The sequence below is a fragment of the Shewanella sp. GutCb genome (assembly GCF_002836135.1).
Lineage (GTDB): Bacteria > Pseudomonadota > Gammaproteobacteria > Enterobacterales > Shewanellaceae > Shewanella.
The window spans coordinates 179,175-196,861 of record NZ_PJBL01000002.1 but is presented as its reverse complement, the minus strand read 5'-3'; the positions used below and the strand labels follow the sequence as shown (position 1 = coordinate 196,861).

Annotated in this window: 15 protein-coding genes; 6 read left to right on the top strand and 9 right to left on the bottom strand. The window is 42.8% G+C overall.

The window, feature by feature from the left end; translation table 11 throughout:
* Window positions 1-1,000: 1,000 nt before the first annotated feature.
* Window positions 1,001-1,483, bottom strand: a complete 483-nt coding sequence (locus tag CXF86_RS02605) for a glutathione peroxidase (protein ID WP_101090551.1) — start codon at window positions 1,481-1,483, stop codon at window positions 1,001-1,003.
* A gap of 203 nt (window positions 1,484-1,686) precedes the next feature.
* Window positions 1,687-2,772, bottom strand: a complete 1,086-nt coding sequence (locus tag CXF86_RS02600; protein ID WP_102038281.1) for a DUF4382 domain-containing protein — start codon at window positions 2,770-2,772, stop codon at window positions 1,687-1,689.
* Window positions 2,773-3,191: 419 nt separating this feature from the next.
* Here CXF86_RS02600 and CXF86_RS02595 point away from each other — a divergent pair, with 419 nt between their 5' ends.
* Both CXF86_RS02595 and CXF86_RS02590 read left to right on the top strand, forming a co-directional pair.
* Window positions 3,192-3,731 (top strand): YfaZ family outer membrane protein, encoded by a 540-nt coding sequence (locus tag CXF86_RS02595; protein ID WP_102038324.1) that lies wholly within the window; start codon window positions 3,192-3,194, stop codon window positions 3,729-3,731.
* Window positions 3,732-3,972: 241 nt separating this feature from the next.
* The gene (locus CXF86_RS02590; RefSeq protein WP_101090553.1) at window positions 3,973-5,643 is read left to right on the top strand and encodes a 7TM diverse intracellular signaling domain-containing protein; all 1,671 of its coding nucleotides are present in this window, start codon (window positions 3,973-3,975) and stop codon (window positions 5,641-5,643) included.
* Between the two features lie 72 nt (window positions 5,644-5,715).
* Here the strand turns inward: CXF86_RS02590 and CXF86_RS02585 are convergent, their stop codons facing one another.
* The 3 genes from CXF86_RS02585 to CXF86_RS02575 all read right to left on the bottom strand — a co-directional run bounded on the left by CXF86_RS02585 (window position 5,716) and on the right by CXF86_RS02575 (window position 8,368).
* A complete protein-coding gene (locus CXF86_RS02585; RefSeq protein WP_101090554.1) occupies window positions 5,716-5,943 on the bottom strand; it encodes a hypothetical protein in 228 nt (75 codons plus the stop codon).
* Between the two features lie 215 nt (window positions 5,944-6,158).
* A complete protein-coding gene (locus CXF86_RS02580; RefSeq protein ID WP_101090555.1) occupies window positions 6,159-7,508 on the bottom strand; it encodes an RsmB/NOP family class I SAM-dependent RNA methyltransferase in 1,350 nt (449 codons plus the stop codon).
* A gap of 188 nt (window positions 7,509-7,696) precedes the next feature.
* Window positions 7,697-8,368, bottom strand: coding sequence for a DUF2461 domain-containing protein (locus CXF86_RS02575; protein WP_101090556.1), 672 nt, complete (start codon window positions 8,366-8,368; stop codon window positions 7,697-7,699).
* A 372-nt stretch (window positions 8,369-8,740) separates the two neighbouring features.
* Between CXF86_RS02575 and CXF86_RS02570 the strand changes: the two genes are divergently transcribed.
* From CXF86_RS02570 to CXF86_RS02560, 3 genes are all read left to right on the top strand, one after another.
* Window positions 8,741-9,196, top strand: coding sequence for a YaiI/YqxD family protein (locus tag CXF86_RS02570; protein WP_101090557.1), 456 nt, complete (start codon window positions 8,741-8,743; stop codon window positions 9,194-9,196).
* Between the two features lie 548 nt (window positions 9,197-9,744).
* Complete coding sequence (locus tag CXF86_RS02565) at window positions 9,745-10,308, top strand: OmpA family protein (protein WP_102038280.1); 564 nt, start codon at window positions 9,745-9,747, stop codon at window positions 10,306-10,308.
* 31 nt (window positions 10,309-10,339) lie between these two features.
* The gene (locus tag CXF86_RS02560) at window positions 10,340-11,164 is read left to right on the top strand and encodes a mechanosensitive ion channel family protein (protein ID WP_102038279.1); all 825 of its coding nucleotides are present in this window, start codon (window positions 10,340-10,342) and stop codon (window positions 11,162-11,164) included.
* 75 nt (window positions 11,165-11,239) lie between these two features.
* Here CXF86_RS02560 and CXF86_RS02555 read toward each other — a convergent pair whose 3' ends face one another.
* Window positions 11,240-11,878, bottom strand: coding sequence for a trimeric intracellular cation channel family protein (locus CXF86_RS02555; protein ID WP_102038278.1), 639 nt, complete (start codon window positions 11,876-11,878; stop codon window positions 11,240-11,242).
* A gap of 413 nt (window positions 11,879-12,291) precedes the next feature.
* On the opposite strand from CXF86_RS02555, the gene ltaE reads away from it, so the two are divergent.
* Window positions 12,292-13,305: a low-specificity L-threonine aldolase gene (gene ltaE, locus CXF86_RS02550; RefSeq protein WP_102038277.1), complete on the top strand. Its 1,014-nt coding sequence runs from the start codon at window positions 12,292-12,294 to the stop codon at window positions 13,303-13,305.
* 130 nt (window positions 13,306-13,435) lie between these two features.
* On the opposite strand, the gene CXF86_RS02545 is transcribed toward ltaE, so the two are convergent.
* From CXF86_RS02545 to CXF86_RS02535, 3 genes are all read right to left on the bottom strand, one after another.
* Complete coding sequence (locus CXF86_RS02545; RefSeq protein WP_145991686.1) at window positions 13,436-14,200, bottom strand: hypothetical protein; 765 nt, start codon at window positions 14,198-14,200, stop codon at window positions 13,436-13,438.
* Window positions 14,201-14,326: 126 nt separating this feature from the next.
* Complete coding sequence (locus tag CXF86_RS02540; RefSeq protein WP_101090563.1) at window positions 14,327-15,961, bottom strand: alkaline phosphatase family protein; 1,635 nt, start codon at window positions 15,959-15,961, stop codon at window positions 14,327-14,329.
* A gap of 84 nt (window positions 15,962-16,045) precedes the next feature.
* Window positions 16,046-17,551 (bottom strand): alkaline phosphatase, encoded by a 1,506-nt coding sequence (locus CXF86_RS02535; RefSeq protein WP_101090564.1) that lies wholly within the window; start codon window positions 17,549-17,551, stop codon window positions 16,046-16,048.
* Window positions 17,552-17,687: the final 136 nt, after the last annotated feature.

Here is a 17,687-nt window from a genome sequence, read left to right as displayed (position 1 = left end):
TACATAAAGTCTATATGCTTCTTTTGTCTTAAATTCTATTGTTTGAACCTTGTAAACCTGGATAAGAACCGCGATTAAGTCTCAAGTAAAAAAGTCTCAAGTAAAAACAGGCAAAAAAAATGGCAACCCAAATGGGTTGCCATACAATATGTTTCTCAGGAGTTAAACAAGTCAATGCGCTAGCGAAACTGTTAACTCCAATGGCAAACCTCAACAGGAGTGCCCAAGGGAATGATGATGAACAATGAAACTAAAAGCTAAGCCAACTGATGAAATTCACTTAACGAGAATCGGTTCATATAGTGAGAGTCGCTTATTTCAAATTAGTTCCCAAATGAAGGGATTTTATTGCATTTTATTTCACTTCTTTCTCTTGGCTTAAACTGTACATAAAGTCTATATGCTTCTTTTGTCTTAAATTCTATTGTTTGAACCTTGTAAACCTGGATAAGAACCGCGATTAAGTCTCAAGTAAAAAAGTCTCAAGTAAAAACAGGCAAAAAAAATGGCAACCCAAATGGGTTGCCATACAATATGTTTCTCAGGAGTTAAACAAGTCAATGCGCTAGCGAAACTGTTAACTCCAATGGCAAACCTCAACAGGAGTGCCCAAGGGAATGATGATGAACAATGAAACTAAAAGCTAAGCCAACTGATGAAATTCACTTAACGAGAATCGGTTCATATAGTGAGAGTCGCTTATTTCAAATTAGTTCCCACAGCTTAGAGTCTTTTTGCTTACTTTTTGTTTTTTGTCGTTGAATTTGACTGTTTTTGATAATTTAGGATAAAAAAAGGGCAACCCAATGGGTTGCCTGATTGACCTACTTAGAGATCAAGGGGACTGCGCTAGAAGTCCCTGGGAGAATGATGAACATGAAAACAAATTCAATGCTCAAGAAGTTAGAGGGTGTTGTTTTGTGAAAGTTCAAAAAATAGACAAATAAATTTCAATTTTTTTTACTCAATAATTAAGGCACTGTTTATTCAATGTTTTTATTTACAGTAACTTTAAAATATCATTTTCAATAGCCATTGGTTTGGTTGTTGAAGCAAAGCGCTTTTCAACTTTACCTTGCTTGTTAACCAAGAACTTTGTGAAATTCCACTTTATCCGCTCAGAGCCAAATAGGCCTTTTGCTTCAGCTTTTAAGTGACGATATAAAGGGGCTGTATTTTCCCCATTGACCTCTATTTTTTCAAATAGAGGGAAGGTGACGCCAAAGTTAAGTTCGCAAAATGAACTTATCTCTGCGCTATTACCTTTTTCTTGAGCACCAAACTGGTTACAAGGGAATCCGAGGATCGCTAAGCCTTGTGATTGGTACTTCTTATAAAGCTCTTCAAGCTCCTTGTACTGCGGAGTAAAGCCACATTCACTAGCAGTATTAACAATTAAAACCACTTTTCCTTTGTAGTCCTCGAGAGAGGTTTCTTGCCCTTGAATATTTGTTACTGAAAACCCGTAAATTGAAGATGACATAATGTGCTCCTTTTTCTGCTGATACCTTACTATTATTTATAATTGCTAGCAATATCATTGCGCACAATTCATTTTAATGTGACATATTCAGCAACCAGATGTAGAAGATATCAAATTTATGGGACGGTGTTTTTTTGATGAAAAAAAGGCATGCATTAAATCATACCTTTTTTTCCGTAGCGTGGTGTTAAATCCAAGCGACTTTACGAGTCACTTGGTACAAATGATTCAGGGAAGTGACGTGTTGTTGTTTCATCAACGACAACAGTAACGTCCTGCTCGGAAGAGTCGATGAAAAAAGCCGCTGTTCCATCCTGAGGATCACGAACATTGGATGCTTCAGGATCATCATTTTGTGCAAGACAGGTGTAACCTAAGCTATATGTGTTGGCGACAACAAAGCCAAACTCATATTTATAACCTGAGGTGTTTCCTTCATTGTCTTCAATAGGGTTAACTCTAGCGGAGGTGATCGGGGCTACTTGAGTTAGTACATTTTCACCCGTTCTAAAGTCTGCCATATTATCTAATGCTGTACTGTTAGGATAAAGGTATACCGCAGGAGAAAACTCTGAGCCGCTAGCGTTGGTTTCACAGTTGCTCATCGTCTCAGTACTAATTTCCCCGGCTATTGCGCCAACATCTGCACTATTCACCAATTGGACCGATGTTGGTTTTAAGGTCCAATATTCTTTATTGCCATGAGGGCCTTGGAGGCCTTGTGATAAATTGAATTCAGCCACAAATGAGTTGTTGCCCGCTGCAATAGTGAATGCTTTATTAAAAAATAATCGACCGGTATTTTCTTCATCAGCACCAACGCCGCCGCAAGATCCATTACTATTGGTGACTAAGCCTTCGACAACGCCACCGACATAGTCGCCATTGGTGTCTTTGCTTGCACCTGAAAGAACATAAGAGCTGTCTGTATCAGATATCTGGTTATTTTGCATATAGATACACATTTGGTACTCACCAACAGCGACAGATTGACCACTGACGAGTGTTTCCACATCTTGCCCTTGCACACTGAGTAAATCGACGTGTTGTAGGCCATCATCACCGACAGAAACATCGAATGATACTGAGCCAGCACTGTTTTTTAGCACGACTTGCTTAAATGCGATATTAACCACATTGGCATCGGCTGGATTGTCGGATACACCAAGGCTAAATTTGCCGAACTCTGGGTTAGGTGATGAATCAGAATCTGAATCAGAACCACAGCCCATTAGCACGATGCCGGTTGTAATTGCTATTGCTATCGAGGTGAATTTTAATTGTTTCATGCTTGCTCCAAATCATACCACTCAGGATATTTATTATAGTTGTTTTAAACATTTTTGAGATTTTAAAACTAGGTATAGCAAAGCCATTAATTGAGATGATTAAAGGCTTTGTCGACCAATACCATCGATTAGTATAAAGGCGTTATAACGAGTCTGTAACTCCCAAAATGAGGAATATATCGTAAAATATTTAGATGTTTTTTATCAAGGGAGAAATCAAGCGTTTAGCGAATAAAGCCTTTATATAATCTCCTGCCCCATTTGATACTAAGGTTGTGTTGATGTTGATTTTGTTGGTTGGTGGTTTGCTTTTGGTAGCGCTTTATTGAAATGCGAACTTGATCTCACTGTTTAGATGAAACATTAGCTTGGTTTTGTGTATGCTCGCCGCAAATGACAACTATGTGTTGAGACGACAAATGAAAATTAAAGTGTTAGTGGGCGTGGCTTCGCTCTATTTGGTCAGCGTTTCAGCTCTGGCAACAGATGCTAGCGTAAGTTTAAATGATGACACCTTTTTAACCGACCTACAGGTTGACCTGAATAAGGATGTTAACGCGTCTGCAGAGTATATTTATTCTGAAAATGGCGGACAGATGCTATCCGGTGCGATGCATATTGCTCATGATGCGGGTATACACCATATTGAGATTGGCGCAAAGTTTAGTCAGCTTTGGTCTAAGAAAAGTCAGAATGGTAATGTTGTTGGTGTTGGCGGGCGTTATGCAATGCAGTTAGGCTCGAATATTTCGTTTCAGGGGGCGGGCTACTATTCACCTTCAGTGCTGTCATTTGGCAATATTGATGGTTCTTGGCAAGTAGACGGTAAGGTTCAATATCAACTTAACCCTGCACTGGCGTTATTTGTGGGTTATAGAGATATCCGTTTTCAATATGATGATGCTCCAAATGCAACCTTTGAATCAGGCTTTTATTTAGGTGGCAGAGCAACGTTCTAGCGACTTTTTTTATGCTGTTCTATGCAGCTAATAGCGCGGTTATAACATCAGCTATTGGTTGCATGTCTATTTTTCTTTATTTTACCTTCCTCTAAAGTATATCCTCGGGATAACAAAGTGTGCTTTAAATTGTTGATAAACGCCTGTTTCATGTAGACTTAAGTCAAAATATTGTCGAATACGTGAACTTTGTCACGTTGATTTTTGTTCGATGTGGCTTTAGGAAGTGAATTTATCCCCCATGCACATAAAAATTATAACAATCACTTTATTGATATTGTCTCTCTTTGGCAGTAATGAAAGTGTTCATGCAAGTGCTGTTTTTGATCATACTTTTCTTTTTGAAGCCTCTGAAGGTGAAAGTTTTCCGCAAGACTTTATGGCAATTACACCTTGGATAAAATCACATCCTCAGCTGAATAAAGTCTCATTGGCGGGCGGTGATTATTGGATGGCAAGCGCTTTTGTTATCTCAGCAGATGAAGGCTTGTGGAGCGTTAATGTCAAAAATGCCATTATTGAATCTATTGACTACTGGATCATTGGCGAAGATGGTTCGAAGCAGTATTTCCACAGCGGTTATTATGCGCCATACGAATTTTTGTTCGACTATGCACGAAAAGCTGAGCTTAAAAAGGCAACTAACTACTGGCTAGTGACCCGAATAAACAGCCGTTACTACTCCTCACAGCCCAAGCTTCAAGTGCAACCCTACGAGCAGCATCGTCTTGACTCTGACTTTAGTGCAATGTTTATTGTGCTGTGCTTAGGGGCTCTAGTCTCAATTGCTTTTTATAATCTACTTATTTATGCATCCATTAAAGATAAAGCCTTTTTATATTATGGATTTTACGTGTTAACTTATTTCTGTGGTTGGGCGTTAACATTCCATATTCCGGCACACCTTTTTGGGTTTCATGGCTTGCCGTTGCACCATCTGTTCTTTATTGGTTTACCTATATTTAACATTCTTTTTTATAAGCATTTTTTGCAATTACCAGAACTGTCACCGAGATTATGGACATTAAGTAAATACCTTATGTGGGCATGTATTATTGCGTTGCCAACCAGTATTTATTTAATCTCTTACACTGCTATCATCGCGTCTATTTTGATTATGCTGTGGATCGCTTTAGCGATTACCTGTGGCAATGTGTGCTTGTTAAAAGGCTTTTACCCAGCCCGATACTTCATCTTTGCATTCACCTGTTTGTTGTTACCAGCCGTATTAATTCTTCCTGGAAATATGGGGTTAATGCCTGACTTTTTTGACAACGCTGAGTTAGCGACTTTGATTGGTGGCACAGCCGATGCGTTATTATTGTCGCTAGCATTGGCACATAAAATTCGCATGTTGTCGGATGAAAAACAGCGCTATATTGAAACGCTCGATATCGCCTGGAAAAATGCCCGTATTGATGAGTTAACTAAAATCGCTAACCGTTTTGCATTTGATGAGTTTATGCGTCAAGAGCAACCTATCGGGTCATCGGCTATCTCTGAATGTTACTTAGTACTGGTCACGATAGAGGGCTTGTCACTGGTTAATAAAAAATTGGGTCTTGGAGAGGGAGATAAGCTCATTTGTTTTGTTGCTGCGCAATTAGGTCGACGGACAAGTAGCCATAACCAAGAAAGTATTTTCCGAATAGGTGTAAATGATTTCGTGCTGTTTATTAATAAAGAGTGTATCGAAGATATTGAACTGGCAACAGCTCAGATAGAATCTCACTTTAGTGAAAAAGGCTTTAGCGATGCAAGTCTTCATGTTGGTCGGTGTTTGAATACCAATGTACAGAATAATCATGAATGGTTGCGTAATGCAGATCAAAATTTGTATGCCAATAAGAGCGTTAAGCGTCGTCAACTATATGCGCAGCGGTTAAACAGTACGCTTGATGTAGATGTGTGAGGCTTAGTCAGTATAAAGAGTAAGAGGTTGAAACCATGTTAACCTCTTACTTTATTATAAAACTACAAAATATCAACGCCTTCTACTCTCACTCACAAAATGTTCTTCAGAAAATGCTTCTATTGGCGCTCGCTTATTGTGGCTGCGCTGCTCTTTTCGTCGCAACTTTTGGCGGTTACTTTTACTGTCTTCAGTGAGGTTATCGTCGACATCATTTTCGTAAGATAAATTGTTGTCGAAACGGTTTTCTAAACTATTGTCCCGCTCTACATGTTGATCAAACTCGTATGTATTTCTCATCGCCTTAATCCTAACATTTCCGATTATTGGTGCGTTTTGCACATTGAACTTTGCTGGCTTACCACTGGATAATAAAAACAGAACATGACAGCACAATGACAGCATCGACAGTAATTTGGATTATCAGACAAAGGAAACAAAAACGCCGTGCATTGCACGGCGTTTATCTCTCAATATAGCACTAGATTTTCTCAATATAGTTCTTAAGTATTGAGCTAGCTTTTTCGGCACATTTTAGCAACGAACATACCATCAGTATCTGCATCTTGCGGCCATACCGTGAGCATTTCTGCTGGTTGCCCTGTAAACGGGTGACTCAGTTGCTGCAATGCAAAATGTGGGTGTTGAGAGAGAAATGCATTTACAACCTGCTCGTTTTCAACCGGTGACAGTGAGCAAGTGGCATACACTAATTGTCCCTCTAACTTTACCGCTTTGGCACTGCGGTTAAGAATATCCAATTGCAGTGCCTGCTTGTCATTGACCACACTTACATCGTCTAGCCAGCGCATATCTGGGTTACGGCGCCAAGTGCCAGTGCAACTGCAAGGTGCATCGACAAGTACTCCATCAAAGCTGCCTTGGGAGACGGGGAGAGAATCGTCCTGCCAAGGTGCAATAGAAATGCCACTAAACCCGGCTCGTTTTGCCCGCTTCATCAGCTCTTCTAATGGTTTTTTACGAATGTCTGATGCTGTGATTGAACCCGTTCCGTTCTCATCTTGATTGAACATTAAAGAGCGGATCTGCAGTGATTTTCCACCAGCGCCGCTGCAGGTGTCCCACCAATGGTCATCGGCTTTAGGATCACAAATTTGTCCAATCACTTGTGAGCCGAGATCTTGGATCTCTAAATGGCCCTGAAGGTAAGGTTTTATCGCATTAAGGTTAATGCTCTTATGCCCAAGGTTGACGGTATCACTAAAAAAATCACTGCTGCTAGCGTCAATGTTGTCATTTTTCAGTTCAGTGGTGAGTTGCAGGGCAGAGCACTTTTGCGCCCGTCCCCAAATCGGTGGACGTGAACTCATGGCTTCGATAAGCGCAAGCTCATGCTGAGCGTCTATATCGGTAATGTCCCAAAACCACTGCGGTAATAAGTCTTTTTCTTGAAAGTCGATATCAGTAAAACATTGCTGAACAAATTGGCACTTATCTGACACTGTCGGCAAAGGCTGAGGGCTAGCGTTGACATTGAATTTACCCGACTGATTAGCAAAGCCTTGCCAAGCTTCACTAAATTGGCTCCAAGAGTGGCCTTCTAACTCCGCGACGACCGCAAGTGCTGCAAACCAACTATCGTCTAGCTCTGTGCTGGTATGCACTTTTTTAAGCCAGCCCCACCAACGGAACAGCGCAAATAAGCTTTCTCTAATAACTCGGCGGTCTTTAGAACCATGTTTCTTATTGGCTCTGAAGTATTCGCCTACGATACGATCAGCGGGCATTTTTTGCTGGAACACGCTGTTAAATAGCTGATGTATGGTATTGCTATAGCTAAATGCGCGTTTTTGAGCGCTGGTTTCAGCTTGAAATGCATTAGCTGCTGTAGATGATTCGACCATGTAAATGTGCCTGACGCAGAAGCCTCGAAGGGCTCAGATAAAAAGTGGCGCAATTGTAGCAGAGTCTGCGGTTAAGCGCCTCAGCCAAGGTTGACAGAGTGCACAGGCTTCACCGCCTTTATCCAAGCTGTAGGTGAAAACGGCTGCAGTTGCATAACAAGGAGTTGATTAACTACTAAACGGGTAAGTTAGTAATCCAATTCCAGTGCAAAGCACAGGTAGCGCATGAGTTGCTGGCATTGCTCAAACTCTGCTGCGCAAACGTCGGCAAATTGCGTTGAGCACACTTGCTCTATACTTATCGGTTTAATGGCGATGAAGTCTTTTCGTTTAAGCTCTTCTAGCATAGGGTGAGTTTTATCAAACCCTCTGGGCGGCCTAATTAGCTGACTGCCTTCCATGTTAAACCCGCTTTGTGATAGCGCTGTTAATGCTTTTTTATAACCATTGGGATTTTCGTCGATACAGCTACGGATAGCATTGAGTGCTTTGGATTCAGGATGCCAAATACCCGCCCCTAAAAAGCAACTGTCGTTGGCGATATGTAAGTACAGACCTGGAGCATGTACATCTTTACCTTGAAAGTGGCGAAATTGGATGCCGACATTGGTTTTATAAGGTGTTTTATCCTTACTAAAGCGGCTATCACGCTGGGGGCGCATCATACTGCCGCCGACCTTTTTCGGTACCGCGGTTAATCTAGGTGAAAGCGCTAAGACGGCTGGCTGCATCGATTCGATAAACTGCAGTGCGGGCGTTCGCACTTGATCTTCATATCTTGACTGGTTGGCTTTAAACCATTCTCGCTCATTGTTGACCGATAATTCGTTTAAGAAATCAAAACTGGCATGAGTAAACATTGCTGCGCTCTCAAAGAAACTTAATTGTTGATTAACATAACAAAGTAGCAGCGTAATTTATAGGTTAAATCGACTCACTGACTCGATTAAGGACGAGGTTTTAGCGGGGCTGGTCTCTGTCTAAATAAGTGAGATACTGCTATAGTCTGCGCCAAAATTTATATGGCGGCGCTAAACATCGGTGATGTAAGTTGCAGCGGTGACGGGGCTGATTATGCGTGAGCTAAGCCACTTTAACAGCTTGCGACGGTACAGTATTTAAATCCATAATCGCCATATGTTTAGACACTGTTGTAGGTTCTTATCTGCAGGGAACTTATCGGCAGTCATCGATTTAATACGCCATAATGGCTCGATATATGAAGGAATATTATGAAAATTTGGGTTGATGCTGACGCCTGTCCAGGTGTCACCAAAGAGACGCTTTTTCGCGCTGCTGATCGTGCTGAAATTGAAACGACACTGATTGCGAATCATAGCGTTAAAATTCCACCTTCGCGCTTTATTAAAATGGTCATTGTTTCCTCTGGCTTTGATGTCGCGGATGATGAAATTGTTAGACGACTGCAAGTGGGGGATTTAGTCATTACAGCCGATATTCCTCTAGCAGCTGAAGCCATTGAAAAAGGCGCACTCGCGTTGAATCCACGTGGTGAGCTGTATACCGATCAAAACATTAAATCGATTTTGAATATGCGAGACTTTATGGATACGATGCGGGCAAGTGGGGTTCAAACCGGAGGCCCCGCAGCCATGGGACAAAGTGAGCGACAGGCTTTTGCCAACCAATTAGACCGTATTATTACTAAGTTTAAACAACAAAAGTAATTCGGGTTATTAGCACATCTTATGATGTGATCAGCCCTAATAAAATTTTGAGTGTTACTTTTATCTCGACGGCATGCCGCTAACAGCGTATTGCCATTGTTTGCTTATTTTATTTACTATTTCCGCTAGCTTTCACTGCTTTTTATCTTCTATTTTTTTACTGTTATTTCTCACCCAAAAAAGCGGTTAAACAATCATAAAACTAAGCCAATGAGTTGTAGCGCTGGCTTCAAGGGAATGACTCCCTAGGCGATGTGCTTTGAATTGAAGGCGCACAAAACCTCTGCAACGAGTCTTTTCAAGTCCTGCTCTGCTCAATAATTCACATACAGCCCTATAGATAGCGAATGGCGACGTTTGTTAACCTCTGTAAATACAGTGGTTAAACGGGTGATGTTGGGGTAATTACCGAAAACTGACTATGATGTAGTGATTAAGTTAATTATTTAACTGCCTTTTTGCTTTTTGTTAGTTAACATAGTTAACAGGTAGCCCCTGTCTAATCATGCGGCTTTGCGAAAGGTTTGCTCCGACTCTAGGTTAACGATATGCGATGGTTGATATTCGGTCTGCTTTTTTGCTTGTTATTTACCCGTCCGACTTTTGGGCGAGACTGGTTAGATAGCGATGCAGATGGCGTACCTGATCGCAAAGATGCGTGCGTCGAAACGAATACCGGTCAAGCGGTAGATGCTAGCGGCTGTGCTCGCACGGTATTAACGACTGAGCTTTGCCTTAACACATTGATGGGGGATTTTTACCCGACCCATTGCACGCAGTTGTCATCTAATGTTGTTAAATTCGACTTTGCTAAGTCGGATCTATTATCCAGCCAAAGGCCAGTGCTTGAACGTGTTTCGCTCTGGTTAAGCAAGGTACCGGTTAGGTTGTTACTGATTGGTCATACGGATTCTGTCGGCAGTGAGCGTTTTAATCTGACGTTGTCATTGTCACGGGCAAACGGGGTTAAACGAGTGCTAATAGATGAGTTTAATTTTAATGCTAAGCGTTTTGATGTAAAAGGCGTCGGCGATCAACAGCCCATTGCTGATAATCAAAGTCGTCGTGGTCGAGCGTTAAATAGAAGAGTTGAGTTTTTCGTTATTTTTTAAAAATACATTTCAAAATTAAGGGAGTATATACATGGATAATTTGCAAGGTCTGATGGATCAAGCACCAGAACTGATTGTCACTTATGGTCTGAGAATTCTATTCGCAATCATTATTTTTGTGATTGGTAAGTTTTTTGCTGGAGTTGCCAAAAAACTCACGACAAAACTACTTAAGAAGCGCAAAGTCGATGAAACTGTCACTTCGTTTGTTGGCAATATAGCTTGGTCATTGGTATTTGTATTTACCATAGTGGCGACATTAGGGCAGATTGGCGTGCAAACTGCGTCTCTGGTGGCTGTTATTGGTGCCGCTGGCTTAGCGGTTGGTTTAGCGCTACAAGGTTCACTGTCCAATTTTGCCGCAGGCGTATTGATGGTGTTATTCCGCCCTTGTCGTGTGGGTGACTATGTTGAAGCTGCAGGTATTGCAGGTACGGTCAGTGAAATTACGATTTTTTCAACCAAGCTACTTAGCCCTGATAATAAAGTGATTATTGCACCAAACTCAGCAATGATGGATGGCACTATTGTCAACTATTCGGCAATGGAAACTCGTCGTTTAGACTTGGTCATTGGCGTGTCTTATGATGCAAATCTTGCTGAAACAAAGAAGGTATTAACCTCAATACTGGATAATAGTCAGTATGTACTTAAAGATCCCGCTTACACTGTAGCGGTAGCAGAACTTGCTGATTCTTCAGTTAACCTTGTGGTTCGTCCATGGGTAAAAGGCAGTGATTACTGGCCTGCGCATTTTGAAATTTTAGAGCAGATTAAAATTGCTCTTGATGAGGCGGGTATTGGAATTCCTTATCCACAAATGGATCTCTATGTGAAAGAGACCCCAGCAAGCTAATAGCTTAATTGGATAAGTAAAAGGTCAGCATTTGCTGACCTTTTTTATGATTTTAAACTGCGAGCTTAGTGGTTATTAATGGATGTTGTCTGACTGATATTGGTAGTCAAACTTGGGCATTGACCAATGATAGCGGATAGCGAGCATTCTAAAGCTAAAGCCAAAGGTCAGTGCGATAGAAAGGCTTATCCATTCAACTACACCGTTTAGCTTCATCGCCACATATAAAGCAGATGTTAGCAAAGCCACTAATGCGTATAGTTCTTTCTTAAAAATAAGCGGCACTTGATTGCATAAAATATCACGGATAACGCCGCCAAAAACGCCAGTCACAACCCCCATCACAATCGCTATCTCAGTGCTGTAACCCAGCATTAAGGTTTTTTGTGTACCAACAATAGAAAATACCGCTAGACCAATTGCATCAATGGCCAAAAACAATCGCGATAAGTAGCGCATTAACGGTGCAATCATCACCGTGAGCAGTGATGCTGCCGCGATGGCTAGCAAGTAATGTGCATTTTCAATCCATACTAGGGGGTAATTTCCAAGGAGCATATCACGCAGGGTGCCACCACCAATCGCGGTGACACAACCAATAATCACCACACCAAAAAGGTCCATCTGTTTTTTACCGGCGGCTAGGGCGCCCGTCATCGCTTCAGCTAAGATGCCGATGAGCCACAAAGCACTGATCACTTTTACTTCTAACATAAGATAATTCTAGCTAACCAAAAGAAAGCGAAGTCTGCCCGTATTTCAGCAAAAAATACAGTGATAAATATTGTTTTTAGCATTACTTAATCTAATGCATTATTTTGGCGTTTGTTTGTCATAGCCCAATCAATTTGGGTTTTTGGTGATGTTTAGGCATAGTTTTAATGATTAAGTAAAATAAACGGTGTCTATTTATGGTGCTTTGGCTGTATTCGCTGCAGGTCTCGTTCATTTGATTTATTGAAGTATCTGTAAACTTGGCGCTGGTAGAAGCTGGGTTGTCACAGTATTATTAGGGGGCTTTAATCATTCTATTCTTTGTAGCCAAGAACAGAACAAAAACTAAGCTCGAAAGAACAACCGTCCCCGAGTAATTGAGTTCAAACACAATATTGATAATGAGGTAAGTGATGATAGATTTTCGCAGTGACACTGTGACGAAGCCAACAGCCGCTATGCGTGCTGCAATTGGCGTTGCTGAAGTCGGAGATGATGTATATGGCGACGATCCAAGCGTTAACTACCTTGAAGATATGGCCGCTGAAATGTTTGGTTTTGATGGCGCTTTATTTACCTCATCAGGCACTCAAGCTAACTTACTAGCCTTGATGGGCCATTGTGAACGCGGAGATGAGTATATTTGTGGCCAGCAAGCGCATAACTATAAGTTTGAAGGCGGTGGTGCTGCTGTTTTAGGCAGCATTCAGCCGCAGCCACTGAACAACCAAGCCGATGGTAGTATTTTACTGTCGGACATTGAAGCTGCGATTAAGCCCGATGATGTCCATTTTGCGCGAACTCGGTTATTGAGTCTGGAAAATACCATTGGTGGCAAAGTGGTACCACAAGGCTATTTGGCCGATGCACAATCTTTAGCATTTGAAAAAGGGCTTAAGATTCATCTTGATGGTGCACGCGTTGCGAATGCTGCCGTGGCTCAAAACCTACCGATCACCGCAATTACGCAGTATTTCGACTCCGTATCTATCTGCTTATCTAAAGGGTTATGTGCGCCAGTGGGCTCAATATTACTGGCTGATGAGCGCTTAATTAAAAAAGCTCGACGCTGGCGTAAAATGCTTGGCGGAGGGATGCGCCAAGCGGGTATATTGGCGGCAGCGGCTCAGTTGGCATTGACTGACCAAGTCGAACGATTGGCTGACGATCATGATAATGCGGCTTATCTGGCGTCGCAATTGTCTACGATTGATTGTTTTGATGTTGATATGTCACTGGTGCAAACCAATATGGTGTTTGCCAAGGTTGTTGGCGAGTTAGATATTCATCAGGTTACCGAGCAACTTAAGCAAAAAGGCATACTGGTTAGCGCGGGTAAAACACTGCGTTTAGTGACTCATGCTGATATATCGCGTGTCGATATTGATTGCTTTATCCGCGAGCTTAAAATAATTTTGAAGCGTTAAGCTGGATTCAAATCATCGTCCTTCATTCATTGATGGATTGAGATGTTTGAGTACTTAAGCCCTACGCTAATGAAACTTAAAAGCCCTTAATGTTAAGGGCTTTTTTGTGACTTAAACCGATTTTCAGCCTCTAGTGCTGATGGCCGCTTTCTCCGTTTTGGATCTGCTTGCCTTGGCTATCATAAAATCCACTGCTACCGTGTTGAATAAAGCCTTGATGGATCATTTTCGCGATGAAAGGGTCTGACTCATTGTCGCCGACATCGGCAAAATCAATATCCCGATAGCCCGACGTCAGTGCGATAAACTCGCTCTTAGGAAGCGCTTTTATCTCTAGCAACTCATATTGAATACTGCCTTTTTTATCAGTCACTCGAAACGATTTTGGCAGTGCGAGTTTATCGAGCCATGTGATTGCTAACAGGTGATTTTGTTGTTGCCCTTGATATTGTTGCTCAGTCATACAGATGTCAGTCGCTTTATTTGAGTTCGATGGCAGCTGTTGCATACTGGCGATCGTCTTTGGGGAGATAAGGTGATTGAGCTGCTTGAAGTCAAAATGGATATTCAGAGAAAGAAGGTCGCCATTCTGATAACTAACTGAGCGACGTTCGGTTGGAAAATAACGCACATATTCCCCGCGAGTATTCCACAGCTCAAAGCTTTGCGCGCTATGCTGATAGATGACTTCTTGGTCATTTCTTAGCAAGGTTATCTCTTTAGTGACTCCTTGGTTATTGGAGACTGCATATCGCGCACTGAGGTGTGATGAATCTAGCGATTCGCATTGCACTGCATGGGCCGCTGTACTGCTGATTAAGAGCGCAATTAATGTGCCCGCCATAGTAAGCGCTGAAGTATAAGAGAACGGCTTTGAAGATGTATTGTGCTGCATGATCACTCCTGATAAGGGCTGAATATTGGATACTGATTGTTGATTAAAGTGATTGTTGATATCCATATCTGAAGGCTTGAATAAGCCACTGAAACTATCCAGTGGCTTTTCAATCACCGTTTGTTGTTATGGTTGGGCAGCTTCTGCCTTTTCAACCAAATTGATGGCATGGTTCATGACATGAAAAATGTGGTTTTGCTCAACAGTGCCTTGAATAAGGTGTGAACCTGGACCGCTGGCAAATATAGCAACATCTTCACCTGCATGCGTTTCACTGCCCAGTGGTACGAGGGCTTCTTGATGGAAGCCTGCGCTTTGGGTATCAACATAATTTAGGTCAAAACGACCCGATGCTGCAGCGTAGCCATAGCGCTCGTCGCCACCGGTGGCTAAGTTGGCGTAACCTAGGCCGTTAGCGTAGCCAACAGTGGTATACGGTAAGCCATTTGTATCGGTTGAATTAGTGATAACAGGTTGACCGTCAGTGCCATTACCTTTAACTAAGCCCAAGATTGGGTTACCACGAGTAGGGTAGCCTGCAATGGTAAACACATGGCTATGATCGGCGGTAACAATTAGTAAGGTGTCTTTAGCGGACGTTTTCTCCATCGCAACGCGAACCGCTTCTGACATGGCTATCGTGTCATGTAGCGCGCGTGCTGCATTACCCGCATGGTGAGCATGATCAATGCGTCCGGCTTCAATAATGAGCACAAAACCTTTGTCATTTTTCTTCAAAATATCAATCGATTTTGCGGTCATCTCAGCCAGTGATGGTTCGCCAGTGGCACCCGTCGTTGTGCGGTCATAGTCATATTCCATGTGCGAGGAGTTAAACAGGCCTAACACATGGTCTGTGGTGCTTGGGTCTAACGCTAAGAAGCCATCTCTATCTGCAACATAAGCAGCGTTAGTATATTTATTTAGCCATTCATCGGTTAAGTCGCGGTTATCGAGACGTTTACCTGATTTACCTTCTGGATCTGTCATCGAACTCGGAATAAAGGCACGACGACCGCCGCCCATTACCACGTTAAGTCCGCTGCCAAAATTAAAGTCGATTAACTGTGATGCGATATCTTTACAACCATTGGTGACCGCTTCTGCTGACAAGTCAGCATCGCTTTCCCAGTTACGCTCAGGTGCATGGGCATAGGTTGCCGCTGGCGTTGCATGGGTGATGCGAGCAGTAGAGACCACACCCGTTGATAATCCCGCCATCGCGGCTAGCTCAAGTGAAGTGACCAGGTTTTGGCCTGAAGTTGAAGCGCAGTTACCCCGTGAGACACCTTCCGCTTGTGAAAGCACGCCAACATCGGTTTTGACGCCAGTGATCATCGCAGTCATGGTGCCTGCAGAATCGGGTGTTTGACCGTCGACATTATACGTTTTAGCCAAGCCTAAATAAGGGAGGGTTTCAAAAGAGAGCGAGTTTTCTTCACCCGTTTGTCCTTTTAGCTGACCTTCTAAAATACGCGCTGCCGTGACGGTAGATACTCCCATACCATCACCAACAAACAGAATGATGTTCTTGGCCGCGCCAGCTTGGTTGTTAACGGTTAGCTCCTCGGCTTTGGCGACTCTAGCTTGGCCGTCGATATACCACTGGTTAACAGCGCTCCAGTCTTGGCCATTGTTACCGTTGCCACCATTATTGCCATCAGTGCCATTGTTGCCGTCGGCACCATTATCACCATCGCTGCCACAAGCTGCTAAACCAAGCATTGCTGCAATCGAAAGTACGAGTAATTTCTTGTTCATTTTAAACTCCAATTATTGGGTACTATTGCTGACGTATTTGAATGAGTCAGTAAGAAAAATTATTAATGACCAGTTGCTTAGGTATTAATATTTAGTACCGCCTAGCGTTTGTGCTTGATTGATTATGTGGAAGATTACGTTCTGCTCAATAACACCTTGGACAAGGTCTGAACCTGGACCCGTTGCATGTAGCGTAATATCTTCGCCTGCATGAGTTTCGCTATTCATCGGGACCAATGACTGCTGCATAAAATCTTTGTCTTTGGTATCGACAGAGCTTAAATCGTCACGCACACCCACAACAGCGCCAGGACCATTGGTATAACCGACAGTGGTGTAAGGTTTACCGTCTTTAGCGATGGCGAGATCACCCCCCACATTGTGGACTAATCCTAATATTGGATTGCCGCGTTTTGGGTAACCTGCGATGGTGAATACGTGGCTATGATCGGCAGTGACCATGATGAGTGTTTCGGCTGGATCAGTTGTTGCAACGGCTGCTTTTACCGCATTAGACAATTCAACGGTATCCATCATTGCGCGATAAGCATTACCCGCATGATGGGCATGATCAATACGTCCCGATTCAACGATGAGCAGGTAACCGTTTTCATTTTTGTTGAGTAGCTCAATCGATTTGGTGGTCATTTCAGTCAATGATGGCTCGCCTGCGGTGTCATCAGCTCGGTCAGCTTCATATTCCATGTGCGATGAATTAAATAAACCCAGCAGGTGGTCGGTTGTCGTCACATCAATGGCGTCAAAACCCGTTTTATCCCACACGTAAGCTGAATTGCTAAGGTTGTCGGTCCAAGCTTGAGTTAAATCAACACCATCGTCGCGGCGACCGGTTTTATTTTCGCCATCAGTGACATCGTTTGGAATGAAGTTACGACGACCGCCACCAAGTGCCACGCTTAACGCATTGGCTTCATCGCGCATCACCAACTGATAGGCTATATCCTTACATTCGTTGGCAACGGCTTCTGCTGGAAGATTAGAATCTGCTTCCCAATTACGCTCAGGCGATGCCGCGTAGGCTGCTGCTGGCGTGGCGTGGGTGATGCGAGCCGTACTGACGACACCCGTCGATAAGCCTTTTGCATTGGCGAGGTCGACCAAGGTGATGAGTTCATTGCCTTTTGAAGATAGGCAATTAGCACGCAAGCTGTTGTCTGATACTGATAACACACCCGCCTTTGATTTTACGCCTGTGACGATTGCAGTCATGGTGCCAGCAGAATCAGGTGTTTGTTGGTTGGTGTTGTAAGTTTTAACCAGTGCCGTTTTTGGGAAGTGCTCAAAGCTGAGGAGGTTTTCTTCGCCGCCTTTATTATCAACCTGTTGCTGTCCTTCGAAGATGCGGGCTGCTGTTAAGGTCGAAATACCCATGCCATCACCGACAAATAAAATCACATTTTTAGCTTTCTTTGGCGCTGTCTGTTGAGTTTTATCACTCACTAATTGGGCGCTGTCTTTAAACCATTGACTGTCAGTTTGGTTGCTAGGAAGTACCGCTGCATTTGCTGCTATTGTTACGAGACTGCAAGAGGCTATTGCCGCTATCTTTTTGATATTAATCACTATCATCACCGTCAATTTATATTATTTATAGGAGGTTTCTTTGTGGCGATGTGATTGTCGAGTATAAGCATGACGATATGGCGATGATTTTGTTTCAGTTTTGTTGCTTTAACAACTGACTGGCTAGCGCTGCAGGCGATTC